This is a genomic window from Paraburkholderia sp. CI3, from assembly GCF_050436505.1.
In the GTDB taxonomy this organism is placed as follows: Bacteria; Pseudomonadota; Gammaproteobacteria; order Burkholderiales; family Burkholderiaceae; genus Paraburkholderia; species Paraburkholderia tuberum.
The window spans coordinates 1099078-1115687 of the sequence record NZ_JBNDMI010000003.1; the positions used below are offsets into that span (position 1 = coordinate 1099078).

Annotated in this window: 6 protein-coding genes and 1 pseudogene; 5 read left to right on the plus strand and 2 right to left on the minus strand. The window is 62.8% G+C overall.

Annotated elements, in window-relative coordinates:
• Positions 1-113: 113 nt before the first annotated feature.
• The 3 genes from istA to OKW29_RS13735 all read left to right on the plus strand — a co-directional run bounded on the left by istA (position 114) and on the right by OKW29_RS13735 (position 4306).
• A complete protein-coding gene (gene istA, locus OKW29_RS13725) occupies positions 114-1637 on the plus strand; it encodes an IS21 family transposase (protein ID WP_429291444.1) in 1524 nt (507 codons plus the stop codon).
• A 6-nt stretch (positions 1638-1643) separates the two neighbouring features.
• Positions 1644-2432, plus strand: coding sequence for an IS21-like element helper ATPase IstB (istB, locus tag OKW29_RS13730; protein WP_429291445.1), 789 nt, complete (start codon positions 1644-1646; stop codon positions 2430-2432).
• An 833-nt stretch (positions 2433-3265) separates the two neighbouring features.
• Positions 3266-4306: a GDSL-type esterase/lipase family protein gene (locus OKW29_RS13735; RefSeq protein WP_429291446.1), complete on the plus strand. Its 1041-nt coding sequence runs from the start codon at positions 3266-3268 to the stop codon at positions 4304-4306.
• 680 nt (positions 4307-4986) lie between these two features.
• On the opposite strand, the gene OKW29_RS13740 is transcribed toward OKW29_RS13735, so the two are convergent.
• A complete protein-coding gene (locus OKW29_RS13740; RefSeq protein ID WP_429291447.1) occupies positions 4987-6111 on the minus strand; it encodes a patatin-like phospholipase family protein in 1125 nt (374 codons plus the stop codon).
• 731 nt (positions 6112-6842) lie between these two features.
• Positions 6843-7031: pseudogene (locus tag OKW29_RS13745) on the minus strand (transposase); the annotation flags it as partial.
• A 912-nt stretch (positions 7032-7943) separates the two neighbouring features.
• On the opposite strand from OKW29_RS13745, the gene OKW29_RS13750 reads away from it, so the two are divergent.
• A complete protein-coding gene (locus OKW29_RS13750) occupies positions 7944-10841 on the plus strand; it encodes a hypothetical protein (RefSeq protein ID WP_429291448.1) in 2898 nt (965 codons plus the stop codon).
• A gap of 7 nt (positions 10842-10848) precedes the next feature.
• Positions 10849-16260, plus strand: coding sequence for a hypothetical protein (locus OKW29_RS13755; protein WP_429291449.1), 5412 nt, complete (start codon positions 10849-10851; stop codon positions 16258-16260).
• Positions 16261-16610 lie beyond the last annotated feature (350 nt).

Consider the following 16610-nt stretch of genomic DNA (forward strand, 5'->3'; position numbering starts at 1 on the left):
GCTGCAGGCTCGTTGTCACGCCGGGTGCTAGCCCGAAACGCATTTCGAATTTCCGTAACCCGGTACCTTCGGCGTCTTTGCCCGGAGGGCCGATGAGTAACAGGAGGTTCGAAGTGTTTGAGTATCGACAGGTTCTGGCGCGCATGCGTCAGGGCGATTCCGACCGCGACATTGCCGGCGCGCACCTGATGGGACGCGGGAAGCTGAAGACCGTACGGCAGGTCGCGCTCGCTCACGGCTGGCTTGATCCCGGGCGGCCCTTGCCGGATGACGCTGAGCTGGCCGGCATCTTTGGGCGCGACCCCAAGGTGCCACGCAGCCGCATTTCCACGCTCGAGCCATTCCGCGATCTGGTACGAGGCTGGTTCGACGCCGACGTGCAGGGCACGACGATTCACAACGCGCTCAAACGCAACCACGGCTACGCGGGCAGCTATTCGGCGGTGCGCCGTATGCTGCTGAATCTGAAGGCCGAGCGCGGCGTCAGGGCGACGACGATCCTTGAGTTTGCCCCGGCCGATGCTGTGCAGGTCGACTTCGGCGCCGGGCCGGTGCTCACGCACGAGTCTGGTATTCCGCTCAAGACGTGGATCTTCGTGATGACGTTGGCGTGGTCGCGGCATCAGTACGCCGAGATCGTGCTGGACCAGACAGTCGAAACCTGGCTGGCCTGTCACCGGCGTGCCTTCGAATGGCTGGGCGGCTGTCCAGGCCGCGTGATCATCGACAACGCAAAGTGCGCGATCACCAAAGCCTGCATGTACAGCCCCGAGGTCCAGCGTTCGTACGCCTCGCTTGCCGAGGGATACGGATTCCGGATCGACGCCTGTCCGCCGCATGACCCGCAGAAAAAAGGAATCGTTAAATCGGGCGTGAAATACGTCAAGAAATCCTTTGTGCCGCTGCGCGAATTCCGCGATCTGACTGACGCCAACCGGCAACTGCGCGACTGGGTGATGCAACAGGCGGGCACGCGCGAGCACGGCACGACCCGTGAACAGCCGCTCGCGCGCTTCGCCGTCGAGAAGCCGCTGCTCACCACGCTGCCTGACGTGCCGCCGGTGCTGGCCGTCTGGAGCGAAGTCAAGGTCCATACGGACGGGCACGTCGTCTACAAGAAGGTGCTGTACTCGGTGCCGTTCACGCTGGTCGGCAAGGAACTGTGGCTCAAAGCCACCGACACCGTCGTGCAACTATTCCACCGGCACCAACTCGTCGCGACCCATCCGCGGTTGCGCAAGCCCGGCGATCGCCAGACGGTACGCGATCACCAGCCGCCAGAGGCACAGGCCTGGCTCGAACACGATCCGCAGTGGTGCATGGCGCGCGCGAAGGAAATCGGTCCGGCCTGCCACGCGGTGATCCTCGCGCTGTTCAACGACAAGGTGCTGGTGAACCTGCGCGGCGCACAGGGCATCGTGCGCATGCGCGAGAAGTATGGCGACGCGCGTCTTGACGCCGCCTGCGAGCGGGCCCTTGTGTTCGCGAGTCCGAAGTACCGCACCGTCAAAACCATCCTCGACAAGGGGCTCGACAGCCAGCCCGCGCCGGCATCGGTGCAAACGCCGACGCCTGCCGACACCTATGCCAACGGCGGCCGCTTCGGCCGTGATCTCCATTCCATTCTGCTCCATTGACCACCCATGAACCCGAGTCCCGAACTGAACACGATCCTCAAGCAACTGCGCTTGTCCGGCGTGCTCGACTCGCTCGAGCAGCGTAACCGCCAGGCCATCGACGGACAGCTCGCTTACACCGAGTTCCTCGCCATGCTGCTGCACGACGAGGTTGCGCGCCGCGACCAGAAGAAGCTCGGCGCGCGGCTTGCACGCGCTGGCTTCTCACTGGGCAAGACCCTTGAGACCTTCAACTTCGATCTGCTGCCCGGACTCAACCGCGCTCACATCCACGATCTCGCCACGGGCCGCTACATCGACGAGAAGGTCTGCATTCTGATGGCCGGCCAGACAGGCGTCGGCAAGAGCCATTTAGCCCAGGCTCTGGGCCACTGCGCAGCCCGTCAAGGACGCGACGTGCTGTTCATCTCCCAGACCGATCTGCTCAAGAAGCTGCACGCAGCCCGTGCCACCGGTCTGTATGAACGCAAGTTCCAGCAGTTCGTGCGTGTGCCGCTGCTGATCGTCGATGACTTCGCCATCAAACCGCTGCGCGCACCACACGACGAAGACATCCACGATCTGGTCGCCGCCAGGTACGAACGTGCGGCGTCAATCCTGACGTCAAATCTCGACTTCAGCGAATGGGGCGACGCCTTCCCCGACAACCGTGTCCTTGGCGCCGCCACGCTCGACCGTCTACGCCACGGCGCCTATCGCGTCGTCATCGAGGGCGAGAGCTTCCGCAAGCCTAAACCCATGCCGGAAAACAGCGAAAACCTCGTTGCAAAATCCGGCAAAAAACCGCATTCTTGAGTCCCTTCGAAATCGCGTTTCGGGGCCATTCTGAGTGGCCTCATTATGCCGATCATCCCCGGCTCGATTAGGCCGATCCGTGACAGGCCGTTTTGGCGAAAAATGGCGGCGCGAAAATCAGGTCAATTGGACCTTGCTCGTGGTCCGAGCCTTGAGGCTGCGAAGGGCTGCTCGCGGAGGCAAATGAGACGTCTGACGGGCTCGGCTTCCCTGCCGGCCAACGTCAGATGTTGGCCGGAAGTACGCATTGACCCAACCTGCAGGAAAATTGCCGATGACGACTCCAATGCCCCCTCTGGAGAGAGTTCGCTGAACTGGCGCAATCGGCCATCTTCTGCCGTTCGACCTTTCTCTCAAGCTGACATTAGAACGTCGGCTCCGCCCCGGACAATGGACGTCCGCAAGCTGATCGTAGCTGGCGTGTTTATCGGTGTGATTGTCCGACGCAAGGAGACTCGTGGGTATAAAAAGTGCACGTTTCGTCGAAGTGTTTGTTCAAGCATAGGTTGACGTTCTTGCGGTCCTCCAGACCGCTTTGAGAGGCACTCATGAACCGATTGCAAGGTTTGGCCGATAGCACTAGCGCGTGGCCTCGGCGCGCGCTGATCGCGCTTTTGGCGGCGGTCTGTCTTTCCTGTGGTGGTGGTGGCGGCGCGGGCGGAGCCGGCGCGAGTGGGGGAGCTGGCTCCGGCGGAACATCGGCGAGTGGTTCTGGCGGAACATCGGGGAGTAGTTCCGGAGGAATGTCTAATGGCACGGCATCGATCGCGTGGACCGGTACCTGGGCTGTCGCACCATGGGTCACTGATGCACCGGGGTTTAACAACGAGACTGTGCGCCAGATCGTACACACCAGCATTGGCGGTTCTGCCGTGCGTGTGCAGTTGTCGAACCTTTACGGGAGCGAGGCAGTCGTGATCGGCAACGTTTATGTTGCCCTGCGTGACAGCGGTCCCATTACGGTCGCCAGCAGCACGAGAACGGTGACGTTCGGAGGCCAACAAAGCGTGACACTGCCCGCAGGTGCGTCAATCGCAAGCGACCCTGTTCCCTTCGACGTGCCGTCACTCGCGGATATTGCCGTCAGCCTGTATCTGCCCGGCGGAACGCCACCGCATTCGACTGGCCACGACGGCTCGCTACAGGACGTCTACGTCGCGCCGGGCAACGTCGGTGCCGATCCGAGCTTCACCGGCTTCACCCCTAACCCTGCCGGTCAGGCATACTATTTTTTGACGAACGTCGATGTCCAAAACGCCAAGGCAACGGGCGCGGTGGTGGCATTCGGCGCGTCGATCACCGAGGGGTCTGCATCCAGCAGCAACGCTAATCGCCGCTGGCCGAACGATCTTGCCGTGCGCCTGTTCGACGCCGGCATGGCGGTCGGTGTACTGAACGAGGGAATCAGTGGCAATAACTTTTTGACCGATGGCTGGGGCGAAGCGGGCCTCAATCGCTTCAGTCGCGACGCGTTGGCCCAGCCGGGAGTGAAGTGGACTATCGTCTCCGACGATGCCGTCAACAACCTCAACACCGAGGCACCAGCCAGCGCGCAGGATCTGATCGCCGCGTTTCAAAAGTTGATCGCCCGCGCGCATGTGGTCGACGTCAAGGTTATCTGCTCTACGCTGACGCCGTTTCGCGGCACGCCGTTCTGGACACCCGCGATCGAAGCTACACGGGAAGCGATCAACGCGTTTGTGCTGAGCCCGTCGAGCGGCTGCGATGCCGTGCTGGACCAGGCTCGCGCCGTGAGCAATCCCGCTGACCCAGCCTCCTTCCTGCCGGCTTTTAACAGTGGTGACAACCTGCATCCGAACGACGCTGGCATGCAGGCGATCGCCGACGCATTGGACCTTGATAGCCTCAAGTGATGACGTCATCTTGGGTTACTGAACCTGCGTGCGCATTCTCAGCCAACGACGGTGGTGGTCCGATACCTTTATGGCAGGACACCGTCGCGCCATTCAAACGATGTCTGCGGGGAAATCGAGGACGTTCTTAGCGAGCACACGCCCACGCCGTGGGTCGCATAGAGCAACCGCCGCCGTTAACCGACTTGCTCTCCTGTCGAGACACGACAACGCGTGCCAGTGACGAGGTTTAGTGCAGCAACGGCGAGCCTGCCTACGAGAATCGCCGGCAAGTTGGACAAGCCAATTAGAGACACGGACAAGTACCAGCCAGTCAATATGAACGACCGAATGGCCGTTTGGGCGTTGGAAGCTGCCGGTGGAGCCGTGGTTGGTCGAACGGCGGATGTGGGTCGAAAGTGTGAGTTCGCTGATGCAGGAAGCTGCCGCCCGGCTGCCCGATGTCGCCACCGTCGGCAATCCGTCCCACTGCCGACGTAGGACCCAGTCCTCTCCAACGTCCGCAATGGCCGATGAAGCAACATTCGTCTTCGCCAATCGAACGGCCGTTTACTGGGCGGAGCCGACGTCTGAACGTCCGAGCGACGCGACGGGCGAATGACGCTTCCTGGCCGATTTGGGCCCGATATGCAACTCAAACGTCGCGCCATGTCGCCTCCGGGCGTGACGCGGCGCAACGGTTAGTGCATTCTTAGGCGCTCTGCCTGATGAACGGTATGAATTGCTTCGTCTGTCCCTTCGGTCCGCTTTTTCACGATCTCTTTGAGCTCGAAGGTGGTGGCCTTGCCGACCCTCGGAAGGCAATCGCGAACCCATGACTCTGCAGCGGCCCATCCCGCGTCTCGCAAGGCGCAAAAAAACTCCATGCAGGGCGTGCTTTTCGACGAGGCGCCGACCTTGTCCATGAAGCCGTCTGCCCGGATCACGTGAAAGCGCTTTTTCTTGTATGGTTTTCCACGGTGCATGAGATTGGCGTTTTCATCGAGGAGTTCGTTGATCAGCTCAATCTGACTGACTTCCGTCACCCACGACGCACCGAAGCTTAGTTCGTTGATCCGGTTGACTATTTGCCTAGGAAGGTGCGGAGGTCCATTCTCAACGAAAAGCGGATCGATAAGGACACTTAAGATGTCGTCGACGTCATCGACCAGCGGATTCAGTGGCGGATTTGCCATGTACCCGCCGTCCCAGTAAAAACGGCCGTCTATCTCTACTGCCTCGTAAAGGGTTGGGTAGCAGGTGGATGCCATCAGCGCTTTTTCGGAGTGATCGCCGGGTCCGAAGATGCGCAACGCGGTCAGGTTGATATCAGTCGCCGCCACGAAGAGTTTAGGAACACCAGCCCTTGGCACTTTCTGATTGATGACGTCAAAATCGGGAATGACCTTTTCCATGATCGAACCGATCGAATTGCTCAACCATGGTGTCGCGTATGGTGAGCTGACTTGCTGGAGCATGCCTTGCCAGATCACCATAAGATTGGAGTCAACGTTCCAGCGTTCGGGAGGCTTCTTCAGGACGTCGTTGGGAAAGTTATAAAACGAGTGCCATGGAGAAGCCTCGCCGACCAGCGTCCACAACTGATCGAGCGCCCGTTTTGCCTCTGGCACACTATCGTGCAATCCGTATGCGCATGCCGCGCCGTTTAGTGCTCCGCCACTCGTACCACTGATCGCGACAATCGACAGTTCACCCTTGTCGACTTCGTCTAGCAGGCGGTCAAGTACGCCCCATGTGAACGCCGCGTGCGCGCCTCCGCCCTGGAGTGCAAGGCCGACTTTCGGTATGCCGTTCGTCTCAGCCATCCCGACCTCCATCGTGCGACTAAGGATTCCATCGTTTTCGGACGGGCGGGCACACTTGAAGAACCTGTCCTATGAACGAAAAGCAAAGAGAGGCACTAATCGCTGCTCTGCGCGAGTTCGGCAGCCGTGCGCCGCCGAGCCAGACTGAATCAGTTGGCCGCAATGGCGCGGAGCAAGAGGAACGACGCCCACTGCTCGGATTGCTCCCCATTCACCGTAGAATGGTGTTTGGAGAAAGTAAAGATCGGGGGCGCAAAGTTCTGCGCGTTGTCCGATTTACCCTGAGGTGGCTCCGTACTCCTGAATTTCTCGGCTCGCGCTGAAGCGTCTTGTTCGAGGGTGTCCCGTCCGCAGGTTAACGGATTCCCTGATGAAGGCGCCGACAAATGGATATACGATCGCCTGCTGCCTGACGCGGCCGGCAGGACTCGACGGCGGATTCAACCGGTCGATGCAACACAATGAACGCCGGATGAGCCATCACAGTTCCATAGGCAGGTATTAGCGCGGAGCCGTCACTCCGAGCGTTACTCGGTGACAGGTGGTCGGCCACGTCGATGGCATCTAGACAATAGTACGGCCAGCAGTGGAATGGTTTATTGAATCCAGCGCTGCGCCTGCTGGTAGACCGCCTCCTAAGGCTACGCTGATTAAGTCCTTTTCGCTCCCCGCAAAGCCTTGTCGCTACGTGGGCATTTGCGAAAATCAGGTACTTATTCAGCGTTGCCCTAAGGCGAAAAGTCATTGGGCAGCAGACGCCACGGCGCACCCGCGCGGACAATCCAGCGCAAGGCATTGAGCATCTCGCGCACTTCGTAGCGACGCTGAGGCGCGTCCTGATTCATCAATGTCAGGTACGGAGCAGCGAAGTATCACTCTTCATCCGATACATCCGCTCGGTAGGGTCTGCGTTTTTTCATCCCGCCAGAAGTACCAAGTCTGGCCGAAAGTACGGAACACCATCCCGGCGCAGAGATCAACCGATTTTCATTTTTTCCATTAGTCGCGAATCGTCGTTCTCCAAGCAGTCGTTGGCATAAGCGTTTCAGCCTGATCACGCGCGGTGACAAGATGCCTCACAGAATTAACGAAGCGCCTCAATGGACCAAATTTTTTCATGACCGATATCCTTGAAATGCATCCACCGACATCCTAGAGTGGGACTTCAAGATTCGGGAAAAAACTGGTGGTACGCTGGTCGACATGGAAACATGTTGTTTTGCAAATTTTTTTCTTATCAAGCTCGATGTATAGAAGTGCGAAATAATTGTGCGGTTAAGAAACGTAGTTGTTTGCGACTTACCCTGCTTGATCGCTCTCCGGGCAGACAGAGTGACGCCATTATCGGCCTTTAGGTCAACTAGGCTGTCGGTAGCCCGGCCAACCTTCGACAGCAAAGCTAAAGAAACTGAGTGCCACATCGCTTTTTCCGGCCTTGCTGGCTGCAGACGTTGTCACTCGAATTGCTACAAGCTCGGGATTACGCGTGCGATTTACGAATGCTACAAAGAGTTTAGTGCACTAGCATTTTTCAAGCATCGTTGCCTCGAATCCGTGAGGGAGGATGGCGTGCCAATAGAACGTGCGCCGCTGCACATTGGCCCCATCCTTACTAATTGCCTTTGAGGCGCACTCGACTACCATCGAGAAGCATCCTGTCTCCCCGTATGAATACTTGTTCGGGCGAGGCGAGCCGGTCGTGACGTCATTTGGTAAGGCCTTTCTCGAGAAGGGGTGCTCCTCCCAGACGACTGATCGAACGCCGCCGAACTCTCAATCCGAAGGATTGCAACCCACTTCGGATTTCCAGCAACTCTTGAACTTCACGGGCCATGGCCGAACTCTTCCGCTACATCCAGCAGGCGTTCGTCGTGCCTGCGGCGACCGACGCGATCAACGTCGCCCGCGAGTCGGGTCTCCAGCAACTCCTGACGAGGGCGCTGGCCGACCAAGCGCCACCGGAGCGGCTCCGCTCGATCGCCGGGGAATTCCTCCAAGGAAAGTTCTCCTCGCCGGTCGCCGATCCGTTCCAGCTCGGCCCGGCACTGCGGAAGCTGCGGACTGCGCTACTCGCGCCCCCAAACCCCGACCAAAGCTCGATCGAGTCCGCAGTGCAGCAGGCCTTCGGCAGCCCGGCTGCCGCGCTGGCAGCCTCAGGGCCATTCCAGTCCGATACGGGGCTGCTCGACGACACGCTGGTCTGCGTCAAGCTCGTCTCGGGGTTCGACCGGGTGAACGCCAACGACCTGCTCCAAATGCGCCGCGCCGCGGCGTACGTCGCCGACCTGGCGGCCGGCAGAGTCACGGACTTCTCGGCCAAGGGGATCCGGGCGGCATTCAGCCGACCGGTGCGGATCCCCCAGGCGCTCGTGGACGGACTGAAGCCCAGCCCGGATCCCAACCCGCCTCCCGCGCAGACCACGCCGGCGGATGGGGGGAATGCGGCGCTTTTGACGGAGCAGCGGTCCCTGCAAACGGCGTATGAGACTCTCATGGGGCTTTCCCCGCTCGAACTGCGCATGGTGCCCGTGCCGGTCAGCGGGCCGACCACGCAGCAGGCAGCGACGGCACCTCCGGCGGGCCCGGCGTCCGAGCCACCCGGCCACGCCCCGGTCGCTCGCGAGAATGGGGCTTTTACAGGCCACGCGAACGCCGCCGTGCCAGCCGCCCTCGTCGTGAGCCCGGCCGCGCTTGATCGCCTCGGACCCGACGTGCTCCGGGTGCTCAGCCAGGCGTCCATCGACCCGGCTACCGCGCCGGTGCCCGACGTCGTGGCCGCGATCCGACTGCGCTGGCGCGACGTATCCCGCCAACTCGCGCCAGTGCAGATTCCCGCCCCGGTGCCGGTCTTCCGCGTTGGCGCGCACCTCTTTGCCATCCAGCCTACAACGGCCCCGTCGTCGCTACCCATGCTCGCCGGGCCGCCGCAGCCCGCGCCGCGGCCGCCGATCATCCGCCCCATTGGCGTCGGAGACCTCCTGGTCGTGCGCCAGCAGCTCATCGGCTACGAGGCGGGCGAGGTCTCGCACATCGAGAATGTCCTGGAGGGCGAGTTGCTGCGGCGTTCTACCCGCCGGGAGGAGGTCAACGAACTGACCATCACCGACGAGACCGATACCAGCCAGGTCGACGAACGGGACCAGCAATCGACCACCCGCAACGACCTCTCCAGCGAGGCACAGAAGGAGGCGAGCCAACAGACGACTTCGGTGCAGGACCAGACGACCTCGACCGACTACGGCAAGCTCGTCGAGAACAGCAAGACGAGTTACGCGAAGTCGGTCACAGACCGGGCGGTCAATACCGTCACTCAGATGGTCAAGCAGCAGCGCGTGCAGAGAGAGCGCAAGACCTTTACCGAAGAGGCCATGCACGAGTTGGACAACCGCAAGGGCAACGCGAAGGTCCGCGGGATCTACCAGTGGGTGGACAAACGATACAACACGGGTATCTACAACTACGGCAAGCGGCTGCTCTACGACGTGGTCGTGCCCGAGCCCGCCTCGTTCCTGCTCGATGCGCTCAAGAACGCCGTGCAACCCGAGAGCTTTCAGCTCACCAAGCCGCCCGACTTCACGCTCGAGCCGTGGGGCCTGAACGCCTCGAACTACCAGGACTACGCAACCCTCTACGGCGTGACGGGCTCGGTCTCGCCGCCACCCGACGACTTCCTCCAGACCGTGTCGTACCAGGAGGCCAAGGACGTCACGGGCACAGTCGCCGCGTTCGGGGGCAACTTTTTCCGCGTCTACTACAACGCATTCCAGATCCCGATCCCCGACACCTACAAAGCCGTCAGCGGTTACATCCAGCGCACCAACGTGGCCGTCAGCGCACCCGGCACCGATCGGATACTGGAGTTCTTCATTGGCGAGAACACATTCATCCGGTACAGCCTAAACGACGCGCTGAACGTCGGCTTCGCGATGAACGGTGAGACCGGGGTCGTCCCGGTCACGATGAACTCGCTCCTGAACGTGATTCAGCTCAACTACGCCATTGGCATCAAGTGTCAGCGCACGGACAAGGCATACGAGCAATGGCAACTCAAGACGCACGCGACGATCACCTCCGGCTATCAGCGCCAGCTTGCCGCCTTCCAGGACAAGCTCGCGAGCTACCAGGCCGCAGTGCGCAGACAGATGGCGCTGGCCCAGAACTTCGCGCACGACCCGTCGATCGAGGAGGAGGAACTTAAGAAGGCGTTTCTCTTCCTGATCCTCGGCGAGCACTTCTGGCAGGCCTACCACCTAACGCCCAACCCCGAGGCGATTCCACCGGACCCGACGGCCGTGCGCGACTGGGGAGCAATGGTCGCGTTCTTCGAGCGAGCCTTCGAGTGGCCCAACATCATGTACACGTACTACCCCTACTTCTGGGGCCGCCCTGGGCGCTGGGGGGACCTGATCCTGATCCAGGACGCCGACCCGCAGTTCGAGGCCTTCCTCAAGGCCGGCGCCGCGCGCGTGGTCGTGCCCGTACGGCCGGGGTTCGAGGCGGCCCTCGCCCACTTCCAGGAGACCGGTGACGTGTGGATGGGCGAGGAGATGCCCGACATGTTCAGCGACTACTACGTCTCGATCATTGAAGAGATCAAGGCACGCAACGATGCGCCAGGCGACCAGGTCCTGGTCGAGGAGTGGGAGGTCAAGCTGCCGACCACACTTGTGATGCTCAAGGACGATGCCGTGCTGCCCGAATGGCTGCCCGCGCCACCGCCAAATCCCTGAACCTGCCATGAGTGATCCGCACGACCCGGGGACGGTCGATCTCCGGGCCGAGCTGGAGAAGCGCCGGACGTGGTTCTACGAGTGTCAGCTTCGCGGCCTGAACACCCAGAGCTTCCGCGACATTGCGACGCCCGGACCTCAGGTGGCCCCGGGCGATCCGTTCCCCGACCGCCGCATCGAGCTCATCTCAGAGCACCTCTACTCCTGGGGCTTCCCTGCCGGTCAGTTCGGGACGTTGAAGGATCTCGGGCCGGTCTACCTCGACAGCCAGGAGGCGGTCTGGACTGCCGACGAACACACCCGCCGCAACGCCTTCTCCTCGACGCTCATTGGCGACATCGACAACTGGCTCGGCTACAAGGCGGGGACACGACTCGCGGCGGCCGCGACCGACCTGAAAGTGAAGTTCGAGAAGAGCCGGTTCGCGTCGATCTCGGGCCCCGCGGGCGACCTCGACCCCGACCTCGTCACGTTCGCCCGCTTCGGGCCGGGCGTGGACTACGGGTCCATGGGCCGCGCAGTCAGCCGAGCGAAACTCGCCGAGACAAGGCCTTGGCTCATCCCCGAGCTCTACAACGGGAAGAACGTCGATACCCGGCCGGTGGACAAGTGGATCGAGAACCTGGAGCTGTTCATCGCCGCCTACGAGTCAGAACTGGCGATCGCCGTGGGCGGCGTCGCCGGCGTCCCAGTGCCAGGCGACCCGACCGAGGGAGACGCCTACCGCGACTGGATCAAGTTCCTCATGGACGTCGCCCCGGCGCGCGATGTAGCCGACGCCCTAAAGGCGCGGATGTTCACCTCGATACCGACCGCGGACGGCAAGTCGACCACGTTCAAGTATGACGTCATCCAGATCGAGACCAACGGCTATCCGATGGGCGCGGCAGACAGGTTTCCCTTCTCGCCGGGGGTCGGGTACTGGTGCGGCGTGTTCAAGGGCTCGCTCGGCGAAGTCTATGTGAGCAAGGCCAACTCCGACATGGGCCTCTGCTCGATCCTGCGCGTGATCTACCAGCTTGGCACCCTTCCTGCTGGGCTGGGCGCCGACGCCGATCTCGCCTGGCGGCGACGGCAGCCGCCGGGTGCCGAGTTCGACGCCTTCTTCGCCCAGAAGGCGAACGATGACGCGCTCAAGAACGACGCCACCCTCGCCCGCCGGCTCCAGGTCGCCCAGGCGAAGCTGCGGGTGATCCTGGAGGAGGCGGCAGTGCATCCCCGGGTGGCGCCTCCCACGTTCTCGCCGCTGGCACAGGAGGTCGTGCGTCAGGGGGTGCGTGCATTCAAGTTCTGGATGGACGAGCCATTCCGCCCCTCGGACAACTCGGAGCTCCAGAAGGCCCGCGGCGACACGGGGATCGCCAAGGACGACGAAATCACCAGCGACATGGAGTACTGGTCCGAAAACCACTACATCATGTTCGCCTCGTCGGAGTACCTGGCCGGGCAGCTCTGGGAGCAAGACCAGTTCCAGCCAGCGAAGGAGTTCCTCGGCGATCCGAAGCAAGGGATTCTCACCGGCCAGCAGCGCAAGGAACGGGGGCGTGCCCGGGTGCTTCGCTGGCTCAATAACCGGTTGATGTTTGGCTGGACCGAGTTCAACTCGTCGGGCTACTACCGCGAGCACCTCTGGTCGATCCTGAATCTGGCAGACTTCGCGCTTGACCAGGAGGTGCGTGAGAAGGCCCGGATGGCGGTGGATCTGCTGCTCTTCGACGTGGCGCGATACCTGCACAAAGGAACGATGGGCGCCGCCGGCGGCCGCTCGCAGTTCAAGTCGCATAGCTCCGGCTGGGACAACGCGTTGTGCGACGCGGTGGAGATCGCATGGGGCCCGCGCGGCATTTTCGGTGACGTGGACAGCCAGATCGGCATGGCCTTGGCCACGTCCACCTACCAGGTCCCGGACGTACTCCTCGAGATCGGCTCACGACCGCCCGGGCGGTGGACCGACCGGTCGCGGGTCTCGATTACCTTCGAGGAGGCGCCCAAGTACGGAATCGGCTACTCCCAAAAGACCGACCAGCGCGACTCGGTTTGGCTCGGCTACCTGCCAAAGCGACAGCGGTTCTTTGCGTTCATGCAGCAGGTCAACGACGAGATCGCCCGAACCCACACCGGCTACGGTGCCGCCGAGAACGACATCGTCTTCTGGTGGGGCACCTCGGCCTGGTTCAACCACCAGGTGGTTCGCGGTACGTTCAACGCCGTGAACAAGTACGGTCTGCAGAATACCGGCATCTTCGGCACGGCCCTGCCCGGGCTCATCAAGCTGGTGGCGGCCTACGAGAAGACGAAGCACGGCCTGATCGGCGGGCTGATCGGCAGCTTCGCAGGCCCGGTGGGCACGGTGGCCGGCGCGGCGATCGGGTTCTTCGAGGACGATCTCTTCGGCAACGACCTGGAAGAGGCGGCCGGCGATGACCTGTCGGTGCTGCTCGAAGGCTCGACCCGCACCCGCGCCAACATCCTGACGTTCCGGACGCCGGATGTGATGCTCTCCAGCATCCAGAACTGGCGGGCCGGCCAGTTCAACTTCCAGTCGTGCGTACACCAGGCGTCAATCCATCCCGCTCTGAGCGTGTTCACGACAGGCGCGTTCGACGACGTGAACATCTCGGACCTCACCGCCGCGATCGGCGGCAGCCTGCTGGGCGCGGCCATTGCCGTGGGCCTGAGCGTAGTGACGGGCGGGGCCGGCGCCGTCCTGATCGCTGGACTGGCCGTCGCCGGCGCGGCCGCGGCCGTGATCGCGAATGAGGCGGCGCTCAAGGGGAAAAAACAAATCGCCAACGACGAGGACGGCCCCGGCTGGTGGACCGGCTACTGGGCACTGCCGATGGTGGTCCAGCACGACTCGGCCTCGATCATCATTTACGACTTCCATGAGATCCAAACGCTCCTGTCCGACACCCGTTCCCACGTCTGGTTTCCGAAGGACGGCTTCGACAGCGTGGAGGAGCGGCGAACCTCGGCCTACGACAACGCCGACTTCCCGTTGCTGGACATCGGCCACATCGGGAAGAAGGGGTTCTGGCTATTCGGCAAGGTCATCCATCCGGCCGTGGGCCAGGCCGAGCCGGGCGAGGGTTACATCGGCGTCTTCTCCAACAACCACCCCCAGTGGCTCGACCAGGGGTCCGACTTCTACAAGCAGAAGCTCGACGCCGTGGCGCGGCAGCCGTTCGACGACGGCATGGGCAACCTGAAGAAGCTGCTCGACGACATCGAGGACGGCGACTCGGGCTCCGCCGGTCGCGACGCGGTGAAGGCCGCGGTGGACAAGGCCGTCGTAGCGACCTATATCGACGGCATCTCCGCGCAAGCCTGGAAGGACGCCGCCAACGCGATCCTGGACGCCTCCACCGATCCCCAGGTCAAGGCGAACCTGCCCAATGCGAAGGCGATCGCCGGTGTCGAGGTCGATCTGGAGATCCAGCAACGTGTCTGGCCCGATCCGCTTCCCCGCGACTACTTCGCCGATCGAGACTGGTCGGTCGACGGCAAGAACATCTGGATCCTTCAGGTCGGAAGCAAACAGGAGTTCGGCGAATACCAGACGTTCAAAGACCGCGTCAGCCAGGCGCGGGTCCACATCAGTGACAACGGCGACCAGGAGTGCTCGTACGACATCCCCCAGCCTGACGGCTCCAGCCGTCGGCTGACAGTCGACTATGGCGACGGCGGCCAGTTCCAGCTCGACGGCGGACCCTTCCAAACCGATCGTTACCCACGCTTCGAGAACCCGTTCGTCCGCGGCGGGCGGGTCGAGTGGGGCCAGCGCGAATATGTGCTCGACTACAACGGGAAGACGCTGCTGCACGACATCAGCGAGTTCTCCCAGCCCGTTCGACAGGATCCTGCGCCCTCCGCGACGAGCGACGACCGGAACACGGTCCGTGCCCTGCTCATCTTCCTGCGCACCGGGGACGAGAACATGGACACGTGGACGGTGGCCACCGCCGACGTCCAGTTGGGGTGCGTCCAGGGCACGCTTGGCCAGGTCGTCGCCGCCGGGCCGGTCGCCGACAACACCGACCACGACGCCGAATGGATCTTCCTCGACGCCCCGGCCGTCCGCGCGCCCGACATGACGCTCACCCTCGAACACCCGGCCGCGAGCGTCGTCGGAAACGATCAGCCCCACTGGAAGATAAGCTTCACCCTGCGTGCCCTGATGGGCGACCGGGCGCTGCGCGATTGCGCGCTCTCGTTCTCCTCGTTCGAGTTCGTTGACGAGAAGCGAAAGTCGCCCGCGTTCCCGTTCTCGATCCCGCTGGAGGAGTGGCGGCCATGGGACATGGTCTCTGACGACAAGCCGCTCAACTGGTGGACGATCGCCCAGCCGCCGACCTTCGACACCAGCTACCAAGACGGCGTCGACCTGATTGGGCGCGACGCCGCAGGCGCACTCTGGCACTGGCGCCTGCGGTCGTGCCGGAACGAAGAACTGGGCTGGTTCGCACTGCCTTCCGGCGGAAGTGGCGGGCCCGATCTGACGGCGTCGCCGTTGCAAGCAGCCGCCGCGACCACCTCGACGGGCGGCCCGCGGGTCATCGTCCAAAGCGCCGGTCGCCTGTTCGTGACTTGGCCCAGCGCCCCCGAGTGGTGGCACGTGGGATGGCAGCCGCTTGACGTGTTCATTCGGCCCGATGGCGCCCTCGGGTTTCCCGACCCGTCGTCGCCGGCGATCCCGATTGATGTGGCGCCCACCAGCCCGGTCGCGGCCCTGCCGTCAGCCTCCTGGCCGTACGGGATCGAGATCCTCGTCGTGGGCGCCGACGGTCACATCTACTCCCATCCCAATTGGTGGCCCCTCTCGACCGACCCCTGGCGCAAGATCGACGTGGTCGGGTTTGCGCTCAAAGCGGGCCAGGACCTGGTCATGGCGGGGGATCGGCTCCTCGTCCTGGCCGACGACGGAGAGCTATGGGGCACGACGATCGACCACTCGAGCCGGCTCTTGGTCCCCGCTTGGGAACTGCTCTCGCCGCCGGGGGTGGCAGTAGCCCAGGTCATCGCGACGTCGGACAGTGACGGTACTTGCCAGGTCATGTTCGCGTCGCCCGAAGGGCATTTGACGGCGCTGACGTATCAGACGGAGATCCCGACACCGTGGGTGGCGCTCGACCTGCCGGGGACGACGCTGGCGCCCGGCTCGACCCTGGCCGCGACGGTCCCCTCGACCGGCTCGGCCAGGTTCCTTGCCGTCGGTGCCGACGGCCGGATCTACGACGTAACCTGCGACGCCGCAGCCGGCTGGGCCGCCTCCCCGGCTTGGTCGGCCGTCGAGGCCGACGCTCAGGGATTCACGCCCATGGCCCTTGGCCGCTTGGCGGCGATCTCGCGGATCAAGGGCCAAGTAGAGGTGTTGACTCAGGCGGACGATCAACGGCTGTGGCGTGCGTGGTGGTCGTAGTCCCGGAAACATCCGCGGGGACGCCGGCGCGGCGAGCAAGCGCATAGGTATTTCAAATGACCTGCGCAAGCCGCATAGCGACGATCGCTAATGAGAGTCCCGATCAGATGCCGCTCTTTCAAGATAGGGGCTCCAGCGTCTACGCCATTGGTAACGCAGCAACCAGCACGCGGCCGTGCCGCTAGCCCTCGCGCGGCCGCAGCACGATCCTGGTCGATTGCCGCTTGTTGCCGCGAGGTCGGCCCGTCAGTCAGACAGGGCTCGGCATCGAACTCACAGTGGGAGCACTCCCAGCAGTTGACAGCACCGTGCAGCATCAGACCTTCCCAAGAAAGCAGCGAATCTGGTTG